Here is a 17,989-nt window from a genome sequence, read left to right on the forward strand (position 1 = left end):
ACGGCCCCTGCGACCACCCGCTCATGAGGCTGGCCGCGAGCTGGGCACACGTATACTCCCCATCGCCCCTTCGCAGGTAGGGATGGCCTCGGCACGAAGGGGGCAGGCGTCGGCGGCAGTTAGGACTGCTCGAGAACTCGGCACACGTCGGCGGCAGCCGTGCCGAGAGGAACCCGCCTCTGGTCGCCGGTCTGCATATCCCTCAGAGTGACCTCGCGAGCGGCTTGCTCATCAGCGCCGTACAGAACTGCAATTCGAGCCTTCTGATCATTGGCCCATTTGAGCTGCTTGCCGAGTTTTATCGACGAGCCGAGGTACGTGCCAACACGCAAGCCCCTGCCGCGGAGTTCGGTAGCCAGGCGCATCAGGTGCTCCTCGTTGCCGAGGACGGTCAGCGCCACGTCGAGACCCCGCTGCTCGGTGCTCTCGGATCCCTGGATGGCAAGAATGCGTTCAATGCCGATGGAGCCACCGCAGGCGGGGGTGTCTGGGCCACCCAACGTGGCGACCAAGTGGTCGTAGCGTCCGCCGGCAGCGATGGATCCTGGGTACCCGGCAGCGACCACCTCGTAGATGGCGCCGGTGTAGTAGTCGAGGCCGCGAACCATGCGAGGCGTGTAGACGATGCGTTCAGGGGCGAGTCCCGCACTGGTGGTCAACTCGATGAGTCGGTCAATTTCTGCAAGCCCTGCTTGCCCCTGTTCTGTTGTGCCCAGACGCTCACGAACACGGTCGCTCGTCTCCGCGGCAACATCACCTACGAGCGCCTCGGCAACCTCAGAATCCAAGCCGCGTGCTGCGGTGAGTTCCTTGATGACTTCAGCAGCGTCAACCTTGTCGAGTTTGTCGAGCGTCGCAAGGACAGCCGGGCCGGCAGAAGTATCGATGCCGTACGCCTCGAGCAGAGCGTAGAGCGCCTTGCGGGAGTTCACCGCGAAGGTGAAGTCGTGCACGCCCAGGGCATCCAGGCCCTGGGCGAGTGCGAGGACGACTTCAGCGTCAGCAAGCGGTGACAGCGAACCGACTGTGTCGATGTCGCACTGGACGAACTCGCGGAAGCGCCCTTCTTGTGGGCGATCAGCACGCCACACCGGTCCGATGGCATACCGCTTGTACGGGGTGGGCAGCTTCGCTCCGTGGGTGCCGATGACACGGGCTAGCGGCACGGTGTGGTCATAGCGCAGGGCGAGGTCAGCCTGTCCTGATGCCTCATGGATGCCACGCTTGAGGATTTTGAAGATGAGCTTTGAGGCCTCTTCGCCGTACTTGCCGGTGATGACATCCAAGTTCTCGAAAGCGGGCGTCTCCAGCGGATCGAACCCGAAACCTTCGAAAATCTGCGAGAGAGTGTCGAACGCTGCCTTCCGGCGGCGTACCTCATCGGCCAACAAGTCCCTGGTGCCCGACGGTGCCTGAGCGGCCTGCGCCATACTGGTGGTTCTCCTGATGGTGTGGAGTGCTGCGGCGGCTGGATCCGCCGAAATCCTACTGTGCTTGCTCCGTCACCGGACGCCACTGCGGGAAGTACCGCTGCAGCAGGTTGAGGAGTTCCGCCTGCTCCTTCGGGTCGCCGTACCCCGTGTGCATCAAGGGCGTCCCCTCGACCGGGCTCAGCTCCTGCCAGCCGCCGAGCTCGTCCATCAGCTTTGCTGTGCCCTTCAGCAGAGAAGTCGACATCTGCGGGACGAGCGCGTCCAGGGCGTGCGACATGTAGTAGATCGACGAGCGTCGTACCGCGGAGGAATCCACGCGCTCGGTGTAGTTGATCTCGCTGAAGTGCGGGTAGCACGAGTCCAGCATGTTCTTCGGAACATCCCAGACCGGCATCAGCACATCGGTGTCGCCGGTCCTCCGTTTCGGGAAGGGCATGGGGCGACGGCCGTTCATGAGGCAGAACAGCAGCTCCGCCATCACGTCTTCGCGGTTGTAGCCGACGAGGAGATTCGTTCCTTCCACCTGGCCGCAGATCGCTCGGCCTGCGAGGTTGATGAAGAAAGTTCCGAAGAAGTGGGCCAGGTCAGCGGTGTAGCGGTCGGAGAGCTCTTCCCACAGGCGCTCAGGGGACTCGTTCATCCCGAGCAGTTCAGCCATGTCCTTGGGATAGAGGACACGGTGGTCGAACCCGGCCTCCGAGCACAGAGCGCGGGCCCTGTCGGCTGCGGAGTCGGGCCAAATCGGGGACATGACGAGGGTGAAGCACGTGACCTTGGAGGCGTCCAGACCGTGCGTGGTCACGTAGCGGTGGACGCCTTGAACCAGGGTGTTGCTGTCGCCGCCACCGGAGATGCCGGCGACCAACGGGAGTTCGGCGTCCTGCTGGGTGAGGAAGTCTGAGATCTTCCCGAAGACGATGTCCTGTATCCCGGCGGCGTCGATCAGGTGCACCCGGTGCGTGGGGTTCTTCGATTCGTCGGCGTACTGGAAGTCGAACATCGCCGCGACGGGCTCTTGGCCGTGATGCACCGCCTCTATCTCAGTGGGCCGCAGCGCGTCGATGTCCGTGTTGCGTATGCACTGCAGGATGACGTTGCGCCCCTCGGGGATCTCGTCGAGAGCCAGGGACATGGGTACGGCCTTCAAGGTGCCGTCGCCGGGAACCTCGTACGCCTGGAACAGCGTCGGAGGGAGCCGGTTCGCCAGCAGAAGTTCCCCGAGCGTGAGCTTGTCCACCGGCTTGAGCTGCCGTGCTCCCGCGGAAAACAGGAGCGTGACATTTTCCCAGCTATTCACCGTGTACTCCATTCCCTGGCTCTCGAGAGTGACGTGCGCCCGTACTTAGATGTGCGCTGTCAGCGCAGGTACGGCCAGCACCTCCTCGACCCGCTGGCTGGTCATGCAGTCCATACCGGCCTCCGGGAGCGTGCGCGACATGATCTGTGCCAGGTTGTGCACTTCAGTGCGGTCGGACTCGACCTTCACGGATTCGATGGTCGTCGACTGAGGGGCCATAACGTCCTCCATTCGAACTGTCGGTTGACACACAGCGTGATCCTTGATCGCTGCGGGGTAAAATCACCACCGTGATATCAGCACGAATATGCACCAACGCGCAGGACCTGCCGAGATGTTGGCCGAATCTTGAAGTCCGACATGACCATTTCCAGGTCATCATGAATGCCTTGAGAGGGCGTTTGATCTAGGTGGATTGCCCTTTATCTCCTAGTAAGTTCCTCGCCAGGTGGGTGTCGTCTCGTCCGTTATGCGCTTGGTGAGGTTGTCGATCGAGGCGACGTGGATCATGGCCTCGGAGCTGGTGGGCAGGGTCTCGCAGTCTCGGGTGAGGCGCCGGTGCAGCATGATCCAACCAATACTTCGTTCGCCAACCCAGCGCCTTTTGACAACGTGGAAGCCGCGAACTCCTGGGTTTCTGTTGACGACTTCGACGTCGATTCCGAGTTTGGCGCCGTGCTCGATGACGGCGTTCTTGAAGCCGGTGTCGACCCAGCTCTTGGATATGGTCGGGTAGGTCTTCTTGGCCTGGTCGAGGAGCTGGATTCCGACGGCGTTCTCGGACAGGCTCGCGGCGGTGACAGTCACGGCGAGGATGAGTCCGATCGTGTCGGTGAGGATGCCCCGTTTCCTGCCGACGATCTTCTTGGCGGCGTCGGTTCCTTGACTGGTCAGGGGCACGTTGGTGGAGGTCACGATTCGCTTCCCGCGTGCGGTTGAGTTTCGTGCTCTCCTTCGCGCCACGGCCCTCGCCAGGCACCAGGAACGCTCGCCGCGGCTCGGTGAACCTGCCCCTTCATATCGATGGCGTCCCGCTGGGTGGTGTAGGGACCAAGACGCCGGAATCCGCAGGTCAGGCACGGTGGCACCGTCCGGCCGGATGCTCAACCCGCCCTAGCGGGAGGGTACGTGGGCTGCTGGCCTGTACGGAGATTGCCACGAGCCGTGTACCGGAACGCGAAGCCCTTGATCCCCTACGCCACGTCGCGGCACGCGACCCCTTCATCGGCACCGCCAAGCTGGCTGATGGTGTGGGTGGTTGCCTAGTGCTGTGACCGGGAAGGTTCACCGGGTTGGTTGGTCCATGCGCGATCCGCTTAGCATTTGCGTCCATGGCTGAATCCGTGGATGTCCTTGGCTGGTTGCAGAGTTGGTACGCCTCACAGTGCGATGGCGACTGGGAACACGTATGGGGCATGACGATCGAGACTCTCGACAACCCGGGCTGGGCCGTCAAGATTGATCTTGAAGAGACAGTCTTGGCGGACCGGGAGTATCCCCAACATCGGGTCAGTCGGGATGATCACGACTGGGTCATGGCCTGGACTGCCGAGAGGGCGTTTCGCATCGTGTGTGGACCCGGCAACCTGACCGAGGCCCTCACGCTGTTCCGAGTCTGGGCCACGGCGAGCGTCCCATAAGCGATGTGACCGGCGAACCCGTCACGCTGCGAGCGCGGGTCGTCCTCCCCAGCGGGTGCCCTTCTCGCTGCGGATGCGGGCGCGTTCGCGTCGCTGGGCGGCGAGGACGTCGGGGTGGCGGGCATTCTTGTTGCGCCAGCGCAGGTAGGCGTGCAGGGCTCGGGTCTGGACGGTGTGGTTGGAGTGGTTCGAGTTGGCGAGGGTGAACTGCCGGAGCGGTCCGAAGTGGGCCTCGATGGGGTTGGCCCAGGATGCGTAGGTCGGGGTGAAGCACAGCTCGACCTTGTTGCGGGCCGCCCACCTGTGGATTCTCCAGTTGAGGTGGGCGGAGAGGTTGTCCAGGATTACGTAGACCGGGGCGCCGTCCGGGCGGGCCGCACGGATCGTTCTCAACGCGGCCCAGGTGTGGTCGATGCCCTTGCGGCGTCGGTTGATCCCCCACAGTTCGGTCGTCGCCGACGGAGTAGCAGCCGTGGAAGTAGGTGATGCCGTGGGTGCGCCGGTAGGTGGCCGGCAGGCGGTCGGGCCGGGTCTGCTCGGCAGGAGCCGGCGGTGGGGCGAATTCCCAGGGGCCCGAACTCGCCGAACGCGAACGTGCGGTCCGGCCGCTCGTTGATCGCGTACTCGATCCGGGCCAGCTTGGCGTCGAAAGCCGGATCCGGGGACTCCTTCCAGGTCTTCGTGCGTTGAAAGGAGATCCCGCGGCGGGCGAGTAAGCAGCGCAGGGCCTCTCGGCCGATGGGGATGGGGCGGGCACGGTTGCGTCGCAGGTGGTCGGCGAGCTTGCGGATCGACCAGCGGGTGAAGGGCTTGCCCAGCACGGTCGGGCGGGTGGTGGCCGTCTGGACGACGAAGTCCTCGTCGTCACGATTGAGAAGGCGGGGACGGCCTCCCGCCCATCGAGGGTTCAGGCATGCGAGCCCGATCTCGTTGAACTTGTGGATCACGCCGCGGACGGTGTCCTCGTCAGCCTGGACCAGGCGGGCTATAACGGGGACCGTGCTGCCGCCGGCCGAGGCCAGGACCATCATCCGCCCGCCGAAACCGCACCGAACTCGTACTGCCCCGCCGGACGATGTGCTGGAGCTTCTGGCCCTCTTGCTCCGTCAGCCCGCGAACCCGGACCGGTTGCGCCATCCCGCCTCCCCACGTTGCTTGGAGAACTCGTTTCCAAGCAACACAACGAGCAACCCGGTGAACCTTCCCGGTCACAGCACTAGGTGGCGGGTAGCCATCGGGGCGTTTGCGCTCGGCCCAGCCGGAGCCTGCGGTGGGTCGGATTTCGAGCGGGCCGAACTCGTCGAAGGTGAAGACCCGGTCCGGGAAGCGGTCCAGTACTTCCTCGATCCGGTCCAGTTTGGCGTCCCGCTCGGGGTCTGGGGATTCCTTCCATGTCTTGGTGCGCTGGAAGGTGATGCCGCGGCGGGCGAGCAGGCAGCGTAATGCTTCGCGGCCGATGCGGATGACCCGGCCGTGGACTTTGCGCAGGTAGGCGGCGAGCTTGCGCAGTGACCAGCGGGTGAAGGGCTGGCCGAGTTTGGTTCGGTCGGGTGGTGGCCGTCGCCACGACGAGGTCCTCGTCGTCAGGCTTGAGCAGGCGGGGACGGCCTCCCGCCCACCGAGGGTCCAGGCAGGCCAGGCCGATCTCGTTGAACCGGTGGGTGACGTCCCGGACGGTGTCCTCGTCGGCCTGCACCAGCTGGCCGATCACTGGAACCCGGTTTCCGCCGACCGAGGCCAGCAGCACCATCGCGCGCCGGTACCGCATCGAAACTCGTGCTGCCCCGGCGCACGATCTGCTGCAGCTTCCGCCCCTCCTGGCCGGTCAGCCTGCGCACACGGACGGGCTCGGCCACCGCGCCTCCAGCGGTCGGATCGGACGTCACCGCACATCCAACCGCCACGACCCCCACCCCGGTGAACCTACGCGGTCACAGCACTAGCTGTACCCGTTCGCGTTTCGGCCCCCGCACCATCGGGACAAGTCGTCGGCATCCCACCATCCAAGATCCGGACCATACACGGGCCGACGTCACACCGACAGAGCCGCCAATTGTTGTCTCTGCTGGTCAGCACCAGTGCGACAGCTGTACCACCACCGACGAAAAACCTGCCGGTGATGTCACACCACCCAAGACAAGAGAGCCCTCTGGGACCTCCGATCGTATGAACAGGCATGAGCGTGAAACACCAGAAAGACCATCGCTGCTGGTCAGTGCCCCGTACCTGCCCATCGCAGCAGGCCACAGACAAGGCGAACCTCTTCCGCGACAAGTGACTCAGCAGCTCCCCGCAAGGGCGCCGCCCGCCCTCGGCGCCCCATAGATGTACGCCCCCAGACTGGGCCCGACCTGCCAAAATATCTGCCTGGCACCCCATCAGAACGAGCGTCAAATGACCGTCACGGGCGTCATTTCAGCGTCACACCGCACATAATGCCCACTCAAAAAACCGCAGGTCAGAGTTCCTTTGCGGTCGGCTCCAAGATCGCCACGCACTCCACATAGTGCGTCATCGGAATCAAGTGGAATGGACAGGCGACCGTCGTGCGCTTCGCCACCCGCCAACCGGCAGTAACAGGCATGGGACAGGAACCACCTCCTACCGCCCGCCCGACGCCAGCGCGCCAGACTTCACGATCACCCCTGCCTCTTCGATACTGAGTGCGCCGGGCACGGCAAGGACCGGGCCCAAGACAGTCTGACGATTCATCAGGAAAGTCAGCATCAAGTCAGCAACACCCCCGCCGGGGAACGCCATCGACCGTCACCGACCGCTAAGAGGCAAGGGCCACTGCACGTCGGCTGACCAGGCAGAACCCCGCTCAGAAGCCTGGCTGGTAAACTCTCGAGGAGGATCCGTTGAGAATGCTCACCCAACTCCAAGGCGACCAACTTCCGCAATGGATCAAGGCGGTCCGCGCAGACAACCTGCCCAGCCTCCACACCTTCGTCAACGGCCTCGAACGCGATCTCGCCGCCGTCACCGCTGGCCTGACCCTGCCCTGGAGCTCCGGCATCGTCGAAGGCCACGTCAACCGGATCAAAATGATCAAGCGCCAGATGTACGGCCGGGCTGGCTTCGACCTCCTGCGGAAACGAGTCCTGCTGGCGTCCTGACCACCTTCCGGGTCGCTGGTGTCGCTCTCAGGAGTCTCGTGCAGGGTGCTCAGAAGCCGTCTGGAGCAGGTCGGCGGGAATCCGGTCGACGGCGATGGCGATCGCTTCGGCGACTGTGGTGACGTGGTGGAGGGCGGGGCCGTTCCACCACTCTCTGATGGTGTAGTCGCCAACTCCCCGGGGTGAGCCGATCGAGACGAAGGACGGGGTGGAGTAAGAGCCGTCAGGCTTCTCGGCGAAACCCAGTGCCCAGTGGCTGGTGTAGGGGTAGAGCCTGCGGAGCTTCGGTTCGGCGTGGGCGGACTCGATGAGCGCCTGGTACTGCGGCCAGTCGGCGCGATTGGCCTCCCTCTGTAGCCACTGCCATTCTGAGGCGATGACGTTGGCGAGGTTGTTGTCGGGGACCTCGAAACGTCCGGTCAGGAGGTCAAAGGTCGCAGTCTTCCTGATCTCGTCGAGACTGGCCCCCTCGGCCCAGCATCGGATCACTTGGGGAAGTTCGCGTATGTCTTTGGTGCTGCCGCAGATCATGAGCCTGTCGTTGGAAGAGCCCCAGAGGGTCCAGTTTCGCTCGTGATGCCACGCCGCGACGTAGGACGAGTGACGATGCGGGACGACACTGGCGATCGAGGCATGACGCAGTGGATCGGACGGGGTGACGGCCAGGGGAAGGGACATGCCTTGGGCCGCAGCTTCGGCTTGGAGTGCTGCGGCGAAACTGCCGTGGGCGGCCACGTCCGGGTAGAGGAGGGCTGGGTTTGGTTCGCGACTCATGATGTTCCGATCCTCATACCGGTGTAGTGCGCGGGGTCAGCCATCGTAGGTGGCTAAAGGGAGGCGGAAAACGGGATCGGCCCGTCCCGAGAATTTACGGAGCGTCACTGCTCTACAGGAGATGGACCAGAGCCCGAGTTTGGGACAGCGCTGGACCGCTGGTCAGGACACCTGTCAGGCTCCGCCTCATGGAGATCCTCGATGTCCTGACCAACATGGCGAAGACGGGCCGGCTGGGCCCGGTGTTCAGCGGAGCCGAGTGGAGTGATGTGACCGCAGCTCTCGGCGAGCCGTGGGACATCGGAACGATGAGCCGGAACAGAAAGTGGCCGAGGCTCTTCGCCTACGGAGACCTTGAGCTGAGTGTCTGCCGCTGCCGCAAGGTGTCTCTCATCTGCGTCCAGACCTGGCGCGACGTCGTCGAACTCCCCCCGTCGGTCGTCGCGGGGAAGGGCACCTTCCCGGAGGGACTCAGCCACGTGGACGTCGTTTCCGCCTTGGACAAGGCCGGCTGTCCCTGGGAGCCCTATCCGCCGCTGACCTTCGGCGACCAGCGCTCGCTCGTGGCGATCCCGACAAAAGCCAACTTCACCTTCGAGATCCCCGAGGGCGAGGAACCCGTGTTGAACGTCATGGGCCTGCCTGGCAACGGACACGACACCTGAAGCACCGTCAAAACTCGTTAACATCTATCGCTCCAGTGATCGCTAACCGCTGATCAAACTCGTCGACAAACGCTGTCGCTGAACGTGAACGAAGCCACGAAGCTGTACCTCAACTTCCAAGGCCCCACATCGGCCAAGCCACGCCGCCCCAAGTGACCTGGTCGGCAGACCAGGCTCCGGCCTCCGAGCTGCCTCCGAGCGGTGTCAGTGCACGGCGGCAGACTGCGCGCATGGATGCTTCTCACGACACCGATCGCTGTGACCGTGCTGGGCTGGTGTGGGTCCGGTCGATGGGCGGCCCCTTGATCGTCGTTCCGGAGTCCTCGGTAAACGCCTGGGGTGGATGCACGGAGGACGGTTCCGTCCTCGGTGACGCCGATGGACGTGATGACTACGACCGCGCCTGCGAGGTGGAGGACTGGGCCGGTGTGATCGCCGTAGGTGCGGGCGCCGTCACTGCGCTTGTCCTGGCCGATGAACCTGCAAAGACGTGCTTCCTGCCAGAGAAGCTGCCGTTCGTACGGTGGCTGGCTGCGGACTCCGAGGCCGAGTTGTTCACAGCAGCCGAGGCGGTCCTGGCCGATCCGGACACCACTTGGGAGGACGGCGGACTGTGGGTCACCGATGGCTTGGCGGTGTTGATGGATTCGGCCGAAGCGGGCGCCGATCTGGGAGTGGACTATCCCGACGGGGGCCGGCCGGACCAGGCTCCAGTACGGCTCCCGGCAGGCCAATGGAGGGTGCGTGCGGTCCATAAGAGCGGCGAGTTCCCATGGGTCGGCTTGGTGCAGCTTGTCGCCGAGGACGGTCGCTCCTGACGCTCGGCACCCCTGCCACTCAAACTTCTGTGGCAATCGGTCAAAGTTTGATGGCACAGGACAACAGGCTTGGCCGTCCAGGAGGAACGCTTGCGAGACGAGGTTCTGCACCGGGTGGTCCTGCCCGCTGCGCTGAAGGGCGCCGTGCGCCAAGACCGGCCGGTCGTCGTGATCGTCGGAGGCCGGCCCGGCGCGGGGAAGACGCAGATTGCGAACCTGGTCCAAGCGGTGCTGGGCCACCGGGGCGGCGCGGTGCGCATCGGACGCGCAGCTGCTGGCAGCCGACGTCCGGACCGCCGGCGTGAAGGTCCGGCCGGATATGCGTCGCTGGCAGGACGCGAAGGCGAGGATCAGGAACGTCGGTGCACCGACCAGCAGGAACCCGGTGAGAACCACCACCCGCCGGAGTTCAGGGCACTTTGCGGTTCGTGGACGAATCCCGCCGTGTGGCCGACGGGTTCGGCGCCGTGGCTTCCGCAGGCGCGGGCGACTTCGGCATGTTCGGTGATGAGTCCCGCAGTCCGCCGAGCGCCAGGACCGTCATCACCACCGCGGCCCCCGCCGCAATACCGAAACCGCCGTGCGCACCGCCAGCGTCCACAACCCTCCCCGCGACAGCCGCGGCGCCTGCTATTCCTGCCGCGCTTGCGGAGTTGCCCCAGGTGAACGCCTGAGTGAGGACGGCGCGCGGGACCGACGACTCTGTGAGCACGGAGGTGCGGATCAGTAGGACGGGCACGGCGAGTCCGGTCAGGGCGAGGGTGGCGCCGACCGCGAGGGGCGCGTCGAGGAATGTCAGCGGGAGGCTCGCGAGGGTGAGGCAGGCAGCGGCCGCGGCCTGATGGCGCCGGGGTGAGCCGCCGTGGCGCCAGGCTCCGTAGGCCCAACCACCCACCAGGTTGGTGCAGTTGGAGGCGAAATAGAGCAGTGCCGCCGCGTCCGGCGTGCCGCGTTCGACAGCGTACGCGGCGACGGATACCTGCATCGCGCCGAAGAACACCCCGAGCGTGAGGCCGAGCGCGACCTGCCGCAGGAATGCGGAGCGGAGCAGAGCACGCCCGGCGTGCCGGCGTTCGGCGGGGCCGGTGAGGGGCGGCATGGTGCGGCGCTGGGCCGCGAGGGCGAGCCCGCCGACGACGACGAGCGCGGCGGCGAGCAGCACCCCGGCGCCCGGGCGGCCCGCCGCACCGAGGACGCTCACCAGGGCCGGGCCGGCCATGTAGGACACGCCGTTGGCGAGGGCCTCCAGGGCGAAGGCGGTGGGCAGCGCGGCAGCCCGTTCGCCGGACAGCAGGGCGGACCAGCGAGCGGCGGACAGGGCACTGAGCTGGGGCAGCGTTGCCCCGACGAGCACTCCGGCGACGAGGTCCGGAACGGCGCCGGCGAGCAGCAGCGCCACGGCCCCGGCATGTGCGCCCAGCGCGCAGGGAAGCACCCGCGCCTGCCCGAAACGGTCGACAAGGCGCCCGATTTGTGGCCCGGCGACGGCGTCCGCGACAGCGAATCCGCCGGTGACGAGACCCGCGGTCAGCCGGCCGGACCTGCTCTCCAGGTCCGGCCTGCGCTCGCTCCACACACGGTCCGCCAAGGCCGGGACGGCGAGGGAATGGCCCCATAGAGTTGCCGCGTCCAGTCCTAGATGATCGATTCCAAGGGGTTTAGTGGTCGTAGACGATCAAGGCGCGCAGGACTGGCTGGTCGGTGTGGTCGTTGTGCCAGATTACGGCGGTGAGGGCGAGGATGCGTTGCAGGACGCGGACGGCCACTCCGCCAGGAGTGCGGCCGCGGTGCCGTTCGAGGTCGAGTTGACCCTTGAAGGTTTCGTTGATCGACTCGATGACTTGCCGCAGCGGCTTGAACAGCTGCGATCCGGGCCGCTCGGTCTCGCCTTTGCGGGCCGGCCGCAGCAGCCGGACACCCAGATCGGCCAGCCGTTGTTCGAACTCGTGGCCGAAGTAGTTCTTATCGCCGATCAGCGTCTGGCCAGGGCGCTCTGTGGTGAGCTGGGACTCGCTGTCGAGCAGGTCCAGCAGGGTCTCTCGTTCGTCGGCCTTGGCTCCGGTCAGCGCGAAGGCGACGGGCAGGCCGTGCAGTGTGCAGACAAGGTGCAGCCGCAGTCCCCAGAAGTAACGCGTGTGACTGGCGCAGTACCCGTACTGGGCCCATCCGGCCAGGTCGGAGCGCTTGACGGTCTCACGGGAACGGCCGCACTCAACCGGCGTGGAGTCCACGACCCATACGTCGTCGCTCCACAGCGTGGTGTCCCGGGCCAGCGTGCGGGTCACGTGGCGTACGAGGTCTGCGGACTTGCGCAGGCGCTTGTTGTAGCCGGGCTGCTTGGGCAGGTAGGGGAACAAGTACCGCAGGTGGGCATGAGCGTGCCGCAGCCACCGCGCCTCGGAGGTGAAGCCGAGCATGGCCTGCATCATCGCCAGGGTCACCAGCTCGGCGTCGCTGAGCTGCGGCGCAATGCCCACGGCCGGCCGCCATGGCCCGAACTGCGGCGAACCCTTCAGCAGATCATCGGTCTTCACGTAGAGCGCGGTTGCGAGGGAGTCCAACTCTGTCTTCACGCACCGACATTGGACTCTCCCGCCTCGACTGCGCAGGGGATCGTGGCAGTCCCGGCGTGGATACCTTCGGCTACGGTGTCAGCACGATCCTGCCGAAGACCTCGCCCGCGTCCATCTTCTGGTGCGCCAGCACGGCTGCGTCCAGTGGCAGCACCTCGTGCACCACTGTCTCGATCTCGCCGCGGCTCGCTGCGGCGAACTGCTCGCTCCGCACGGCACGCCGGTCGGCTCCGGCGACGGTGGCTGCGCTGAAAGCGGCGAAGGACATCGACTTCTGGAACGCCGCCATGATCTTCGTGCCGAAGTCCGCCGGTGGCTGGCCTGCGACAGCGCCCACGGCCACCATGCGGCCGTTCGGGTTGAGCCGGTCGAAGAACGATGGCATGTCCGTGCCGGCCACAACGTCGATGATGACGTCATAGCCTGCGGGAGCTTGTTCCCCTCCTTCGCCGGAGCGGTCCAGCACGTGGGTCGCGCCGAGACGGCGCAGCCGCTCGCCGCGCTCGGCCGACGATGTCGTGACCGCCACCGCGGCGGCACCACCGCGAGCGGCGAGTTGCACTGTCATGATCCCGATGCTGCCGGCCGCGCCACGCACCAAGACCGTCTCCCCGGGAGCGAAATGGGCGTGGCGAAGCCCGAAGTGGGCCACCACGCCGGAACTGCCGAGTGTCACCGCATCGACTGCGGACAGGTTCACGGGCAGGGGAACGATCTCCTCGACCGGCGCGAGGGCCTGTTCGACGTAGCCTCCGCCGGTTCCGGTGAAGGCCCACACCCGCCCGCCGATCCACGAGGCGTCGACGCCGTCACCGACCGCGGTCACGGTGCCCGCCACCTCGCCACCCGGGATGTGGCCCTCCTTGAAGCCGTAGGCGGCCAGAGCCCCGCTTCGGATCACGGTGTCGACTCCACCGACGCCCACGGCCTCGGTGGCGATCACCACCTGTCCGGCAGCAGGTGCGGGAGCCGGCAGGTCGACAACAGCCAGACCTTCAGGACCTCCGTACGTCTGGATCGCGATTGCCTTCAATGTCGTCTCCCATGTTCTCGGACCGATCAAGTGCGGTCGTGCTCAGTACCCGCCGCCGATCGCCGCCGACGGCGGGAGGGGGTTCACGGCGCGGCAGGGGTTCGGTCCCGGTGCTGTGCGCCCCGATGATCTCGGTGAGCTGCTACGTCTTGAACGCTAACGGACGCCCCCGTCCGTTTAGGTAAAGTGAGAGCATGACCGACCGTTTGCCTCACACCCTGCGTTCCGACGCGCTGGACAACCACGAGCGCATCCTCGACGCGGCCCGAGCACTGTTTTCCGCCGACGGCCTGGACGTGCCGATGCGGGAGATCGCGCGGCGCGCGGGGGTCGGACCTGCCACCTTGTACCGTCACTTCCCGACCAAGCAGGTGCTGGCCACCGAAGCCTTCGCGGACCAGTTGCGCGCATGTCGCACCATCGTCGACGACGGGTGCGCCGATCCCGATCCGTGGCGTGGCCTTTGCCTGGTGATCGAGAAGATCTGTGAGCTGCACGCGCGGGATCGGGGTTTCAGCGAAGCCTTCATGTCGACCTTCCCAGGGGCGCCGGATGTCGCGGGCCGTGAGTACACGGTGAAAACGGTCGCCGGATTGGCCCAGCGAGCCAAGGAAGCAGGGCACCTGCGGTCCGACTTCGTCCTGGACGACCTCATTCTCATCCTCATGGCCAACAAAGGGATCCACACCAGATCGACCGACACCCAGGTCATGGCCTCCCGACGCTTCGCAGGGTTGGCGATCCAGGCGTTCGAAGCCTCCCCTCAGCACGCACCACTACCACCAGCGGCACGACTGGTATCCGCAGCACCGGACAGCGCCTGACCGTGGGCGAGCGGTATCCACGCTCGACGCACGAACCACTGAACCCCTTGGAATAGATCATCTAGGGGTGCCATGCCCCAGTTCTCCCAGTCGATCATGCAGAAATCCGGGCCGGTCACGTTCGCCCACGTCAGGTCGGCATGGGCCGGCAACCACTCCTCCACCGTGGTGTCGGTCACCTCGGGAAAGACCTCCTTGAGGGTTGCAGCCACCAGCTCCTGGGTGATGGTTTCGGTGTCCGGCGTGGCGACGCGGGGTGCGGACTGGGCAGCGAGCGCGTCCAGCGAAGCGTTCAGCGCGGACCACCATGCATCCGGGAGACGAGGGTCTTCGATCACGAGAGCGCTTGCCCAACCGGCGCTGCGTTGACCAGTTCCATCTCATCCGCCCGCCACATCACCGGCTCACCCGGCTCGCGCCATGCGAACCCTGCGTACCACCAGGGCATGACGACCCCACTCAGGACAGCAGCGGATTCGGGACCGTTCCACCCCTGGGCGCCGATCCGGTCGAACCCCCGCCGCTCGATGCGCACCCACGTATCGCGGTCCGTCCGCGCCCCGACGGTCCGGCGCTTGCGCACCACCATCTCCCGGTCGAGGCGCACCTGCAGCGACCGCTCCACACGGTCCAGCACCCCGTCAAGCGATTCCCGGCGTAGATCGACAGTACGAGGCACAGGCAGCGTCATACGCGGGACCGTAGCAAGCACGCGGCCCCGGATCCCGACGTCTCCGGGGCGGCATCGCTCTGTGCGGCGGCCCCAGCCGCTGACGCCCGCAGCGCGGCCGGTCTGCGCGTACCCGCCCACGCACTCGCCACCCCCCAGGCGTGAGACCAGGACACCGTGAGGTCGGGGACCGCCTCGTCGTACGGGCCTGAACCGCCACAATGGGCGGCAATCAGATGGCCGAACGGGAGTGGTTCGGGTGGCCGAGAGGGCGAGGGCCGAGGCCGGCCTACGGTTGGCTACCTACGGCAGGCCCTCGTATCCAGCAGTAGTGCCAGCCAGCGTCCTCGTGCGGAGCGGCTCCGAACACGCGCAGCACGTACTGAGCTCCGTTGATTTCCTGCTTGCTGGGCGGGCGTCCGTGGTCATCGACGGTCACGGTGATCTCGCCGCCGTCGCTCTGGCCACCTTCGACACCCAAGGTCATGTCCACGCTGTGATCAACGGGTGGCGCCTGAGTGGGGTTACGGACTGTCGCGAACGCGATATCAGCAGCGAGGAACCACTGCTACCACCACGTTGATCCGTGGTGTCGTGTCGCCCGTGGTCAGTTGGGAGGCGCGGCTCCGCGTAAGCCGGATCACCGCAGCGGGTGTCACGTAAGGTTCGGTGCTGTCGCATGCTGGCCTGTCCGTGGAATCAGGGGACCCCGATGACACAGCAGCTTTGGAGCAGCCAGAGGCATCGGACCGCCATTGGCCGTGTCGGCCTCTCGCTACCGGCCCGTCGCGCCGTTGGCGACCTCCAGTTGGAACCAGGCATGGGAGTACTGGACTACGGGTGCGGACGTGGCGGCGATGTACGTGCATTGCAGCACCTCGGTCTTGATGCCGCGGGGTGGGACCCGGTGCATTTCCCGGACGGGCGCCGCGAGGCGGCCGAGGCGGTCCTTCTCACCTATGTCCTCAACGTCATTGAGGATCCCACCGAACGACGCGAGACGCTCCTACGGGCCTGGGACCTCACCAAATCCGTCCTCGTGGTGTCCGCACGGTTGAGGTGGGAGCGCAATCAGATCAAAGGCACGGAGTACGGCGACGGCATTCTCACTCAGCGCCGCACCTTCCAGCACCTTTACGCCGCGGGGGAATTGCGCGACTACGTCGAGGAGGCAACGGGCGTGCGCTGCGTGTCGGCGGCGCCGGGCATCGTCTACGCCTTCAAAGACGACGAGGTCCGCCTCAGCTACATGGCACGCCAGATCGCGCCCGATGGCGAATGGCTGGCGTCCGAGGATACTGCCTCGGCGATCGCTTCCGTTGTCGATCATCTCGAACAGCGCGGTCGGATGCCTCAGTTGGAGGAAATGCCGCAGCCGATCATCAGCCTCCTCGGCCACCGGCGCCCCGTTGAACTGAAGCGCCTTGCCGAGCAGGCTGCGGACCCGGTGAAGGTGGAGCGCAGCGCGGAGCGCGGTGCCCTCGACACGCTGCAGTTTCTCGCCCTAGAGCTCTTTCATGGCCGGGGTCCGATGACCAGTCTGCCGCTCCCTATCCAGCTGGACATCCGCGCCTTCTTCCCTTCGTATACCGAGGCGTGTCAGCGAGCGGATCGGTTGTTGTTCAAGTTGCGCGACGACGCATACATCCGTCGGTCGATGAACGGATCGATCGCCGGCAAGTTCACCGCGACCGCTCTGTACGTTCACCGTCGGGCGCTTCACCGGGTCCCGATCGTGCTACGTCTGTATGAGCAGTGCGCGAGTATCGCTGCTGGCCGGCCTGGCGAGTGGTCCGTCGTCAAGCTTCGGCACCAGGGACGCGGTGTCAGTTGGCTCGACTACCCGGAGTTCGACACGGATCCCCATCCCCGTCTCGCCGCGTCGTACGCCGTCGACCTGAAGACCCTCAAGTCCTCCTTCACCTCGTACGCAGACTCGGCCAACCGTCCCCTTCTGCACCGTAAACACGAGTTCCTTGCGGAGGACGATCCCGATGCGCCCAAGTACCGGCGGCTCACCGACGCCGAAGTACGCGCCGGCCTCTACGAGAGCCCGTACCTGATCGGTATGGAAGAGGGCTGGGAACGCGAACTCGTACGCTGCGAAAGAGAGTTGCGAGGCCACCGGCTCGTACGGCGAACCATCAGCACATGAGCCTCGCACCAGCCTCCGATCCCGGTGTGATTGTCAGTGGTGCATGAGACGCTCGATCCATGACCACCACCCATACGGGGGGCTTCTGCATGCCCTCCTACCGAACGCAGCCAACGCTCGCTTTGTCCGAGCCTGAGGACCATGTCCGTGAGCTCACCGACTGGGTCGAGCACGCCTCCGTGGTCACCGGCGTGCCGGGGTCACAGGAGGGCTGGGACAACGCCTATAAGTGGCTGCGCCTCGCCCAGGGGCTGCGCACGATGACCTTCGACATGTCCTACGACGACGGCGGTATGTGCTCGGTAGGCGGCGACTTCGACGCCGTCTGGACGGAGATGATGGAGGAATGGCAGCTGCACCAGGTTCGGCTCGGCTACCTGCGTGCAGCACTCGAAGGGTTCGTCCGGCTGCTGCACCCCGACGTCGCGCAGCCCGGGCTCGCCATCGATGAGGCTGAGCGGCAGCTGCTGCACCATGCTGAAGCGCTGCCCCTGCATGCACGAGCGGTTGCCGAGCATCTCGGGACACATTCCCCGGACCGAGCGGGGGAGAGCGCCAATCCGGTCGCGACAGGAGTGGCGCAGGCGATTGCCCTGCACGAGAAGGCGGTGCACGGTCGTGCGGGCATTCCCGCGCCGACCGACGACGCGGACATGAAGATCTTCGCAGCAGGGCACGCTGAGGTCTGCGCCGCCAGGGAAGCCTCCACGGTGCTTCTGCTGGGGATCCAGTTGCTGATGGCGGCAGCGGTCAAGGAGGGCCGCGTCGCGGTCTTCGACGATAAGTACCTCCTCGACGGAATGTGGGTCCCCGACGTCTCAGGTGCTGGCCGGTGGGTGGACGAGGAGATGCCCTACGGCGAGTATCTGGCCGTTCTCCACCTTGCCCCCGGCGAGCCGCCCGAGCTCTGAGCCCACCACACCCGCTGTTCTCCGGCGGCAGGCGCTTCCGCATCTTCAGGGGGAACGGCGAGCGGGGGCCGGAAGCC

The 17,989-nt window shown here is 65.9% G+C and carries 13 protein-coding genes and 5 pseudogenes; 7 read left to right on the forward strand and 11 right to left on the reverse strand.

Going from position 1 to position 17,989, the window contains the following annotated elements; genetic code table 11:
• Positions 1-119: 119 nt before the first annotated feature.
• From hisS to ACFWHU_RS21985, 4 genes and pseudogenes are all read right to left on the reverse strand, one after another.
• Entirely contained in the window at positions 120-1,430 is a 1,311-nt protein-coding gene (gene hisS / locus ACFWHU_RS21970) for a histidine--tRNA ligase (RefSeq protein WP_387226516.1), read from the reverse strand.
• 55 nt (positions 1,431-1,485) lie between these two features.
• Entirely contained in the window at positions 1,486-2,730 is a 1,245-nt protein-coding gene (locus ACFWHU_RS21975; RefSeq protein ID WP_387226519.1) for a hypothetical protein, read from the reverse strand.
• Positions 2,731-2,775: 45 nt separating this feature from the next.
• A complete protein-coding gene (locus ACFWHU_RS21980) occupies positions 2,776-2,949 on the reverse strand; it encodes a hypothetical protein (protein ID WP_387226521.1) in 174 nt (57 codons plus the stop codon).
• A gap of 210 nt (positions 2,950-3,159) precedes the next feature.
• Positions 3,160-3,648, reverse strand: a pseudogene (locus ACFWHU_RS21985) (transposase); the annotation flags it as partial.
• A 413-nt stretch (positions 3,649-4,061) separates the two neighbouring features.
• On the opposite strand from ACFWHU_RS21985, the gene ACFWHU_RS21990 reads away from it, so the two are divergent.
• On the forward strand, positions 4,062-4,370 hold the full coding sequence (locus ACFWHU_RS21990; RefSeq protein WP_387226523.1) for an immunity 53 family protein: 309 nt from the start codon (positions 4,062-4,064) through the stop codon (positions 4,368-4,370).
• Positions 4,371-4,391: 21 nt separating this feature from the next.
• On the opposite strand, the pseudogene ACFWHU_RS21995 reads toward ACFWHU_RS21990, so the two are convergent.
• Positions 4,392-5,507, reverse strand: a pseudogene (locus ACFWHU_RS21995) (IS630 family transposase).
• Between the two features lie 87 nt (positions 5,508-5,594).
• Positions 5,595-6,226 (reverse strand): annotated as a pseudogene (locus ACFWHU_RS22000) (transposase); the annotation flags it as partial.
• A gap of 1,035 nt (positions 6,227-7,261) precedes the next feature.
• Between ACFWHU_RS22000 and ACFWHU_RS22005 the strand changes: the two are divergent.
• Positions 7,262-7,489 (forward strand): annotated as a pseudogene (locus ACFWHU_RS22005) (transposase); the annotation flags it as partial.
• A gap of 27 nt (positions 7,490-7,516) precedes the next feature.
• Here the strand turns inward: ACFWHU_RS22005 and ACFWHU_RS22010 are convergent.
• Positions 7,517-8,263 (reverse strand): DUF6193 family natural product biosynthesis protein, encoded by a 747-nt coding sequence (locus ACFWHU_RS22010; RefSeq protein WP_387226525.1) that lies wholly within the window; start codon positions 8,261-8,263, stop codon positions 7,517-7,519.
• Between the two features lie 188 nt (positions 8,264-8,451).
• On the opposite strand from ACFWHU_RS22010, the gene ACFWHU_RS22015 reads away from it, so the two are divergent.
• Positions 8,452-8,928 (forward strand): hypothetical protein, encoded by a 477-nt coding sequence (locus ACFWHU_RS22015; RefSeq protein WP_387226527.1) that lies wholly within the window; start codon positions 8,452-8,454, stop codon positions 8,926-8,928.
• Positions 8,929-9,158: 230 nt separating this feature from the next.
• Entirely contained in the window at positions 9,159-9,746 is a 588-nt protein-coding gene (locus tag ACFWHU_RS22020; protein ID WP_387226529.1) for an Imm21 family immunity protein, read from the forward strand.
• Positions 9,747-10,155: 409 nt separating this feature from the next.
• Here the strand turns inward: ACFWHU_RS22020 and ACFWHU_RS22025 are convergent, their stop codons facing one another.
• The 3 genes from ACFWHU_RS22025 to ACFWHU_RS22035 all read right to left on the reverse strand — a co-directional run bounded on the left by ACFWHU_RS22025 (position 10,156) and on the right by ACFWHU_RS22035 (position 13,352).
• Positions 10,156-11,334 (reverse strand): MFS transporter, encoded by a 1,179-nt coding sequence (locus ACFWHU_RS22025; RefSeq protein ID WP_387226531.1) that lies wholly within the window; start codon positions 11,332-11,334, stop codon positions 10,156-10,158.
• A 70-nt stretch (positions 11,335-11,404) separates the two neighbouring features.
• Complete coding sequence (locus ACFWHU_RS22030) at positions 11,405-12,319, reverse strand: IS982 family transposase (RefSeq protein WP_387226533.1); 915 nt, start codon at positions 12,317-12,319, stop codon at positions 11,405-11,407.
• Positions 12,320-12,389: 70 nt separating this feature from the next.
• Positions 12,390-13,352, reverse strand: coding sequence for a zinc-binding dehydrogenase (locus ACFWHU_RS22035; RefSeq protein WP_387226535.1), 963 nt, complete (start codon positions 13,350-13,352; stop codon positions 12,390-12,392).
• Positions 13,353-13,546: 194 nt separating this feature from the next.
• On the opposite strand from ACFWHU_RS22035, the gene ACFWHU_RS22040 reads away from it, so the two are divergent.
• Positions 13,547-14,176 (forward strand): TetR/AcrR family transcriptional regulator, encoded by a 630-nt coding sequence (locus ACFWHU_RS22040; RefSeq protein ID WP_387226537.1) that lies wholly within the window; start codon positions 13,547-13,549, stop codon positions 14,174-14,176.
• 65 nt (positions 14,177-14,241) lie between these two features.
• Here the strand turns inward: ACFWHU_RS22040 and ACFWHU_RS22045 are convergent.
• Positions 14,242-14,867: pseudogene (locus ACFWHU_RS22045) on the reverse strand (hypothetical protein); the annotation flags it as partial.
• A gap of 691 nt (positions 14,868-15,558) precedes the next feature.
• On the opposite strand from ACFWHU_RS22045, the gene ACFWHU_RS22050 reads away from it, so the two are divergent.
• Both ACFWHU_RS22050 and ACFWHU_RS22055 read left to right on the forward strand, forming a co-directional pair.
• On the forward strand, positions 15,559-17,001 hold the full coding sequence (locus ACFWHU_RS22050) for a DNA phosphorothioation-associated putative methyltransferase (protein ID WP_387226539.1): 1,443 nt from the start codon (positions 15,559-15,561) through the stop codon (positions 16,999-17,001).
• A gap of 59 nt (positions 17,002-17,060) precedes the next feature.
• A complete protein-coding gene (locus tag ACFWHU_RS22055) occupies positions 17,061-17,912 on the forward strand; it encodes a hypothetical protein (RefSeq protein WP_387226541.1) in 852 nt (283 codons plus the stop codon).
• Positions 17,913-17,989 lie beyond the last annotated feature (77 nt).

Origin of the sequence: Streptomyces sp. NPDC060366 (genome assembly GCF_042725135.1) — a bacterium.
GTDB lineage: Bacteria > Actinomycetota > Actinomycetes > Streptomycetales > Streptomycetaceae > Streptomyces.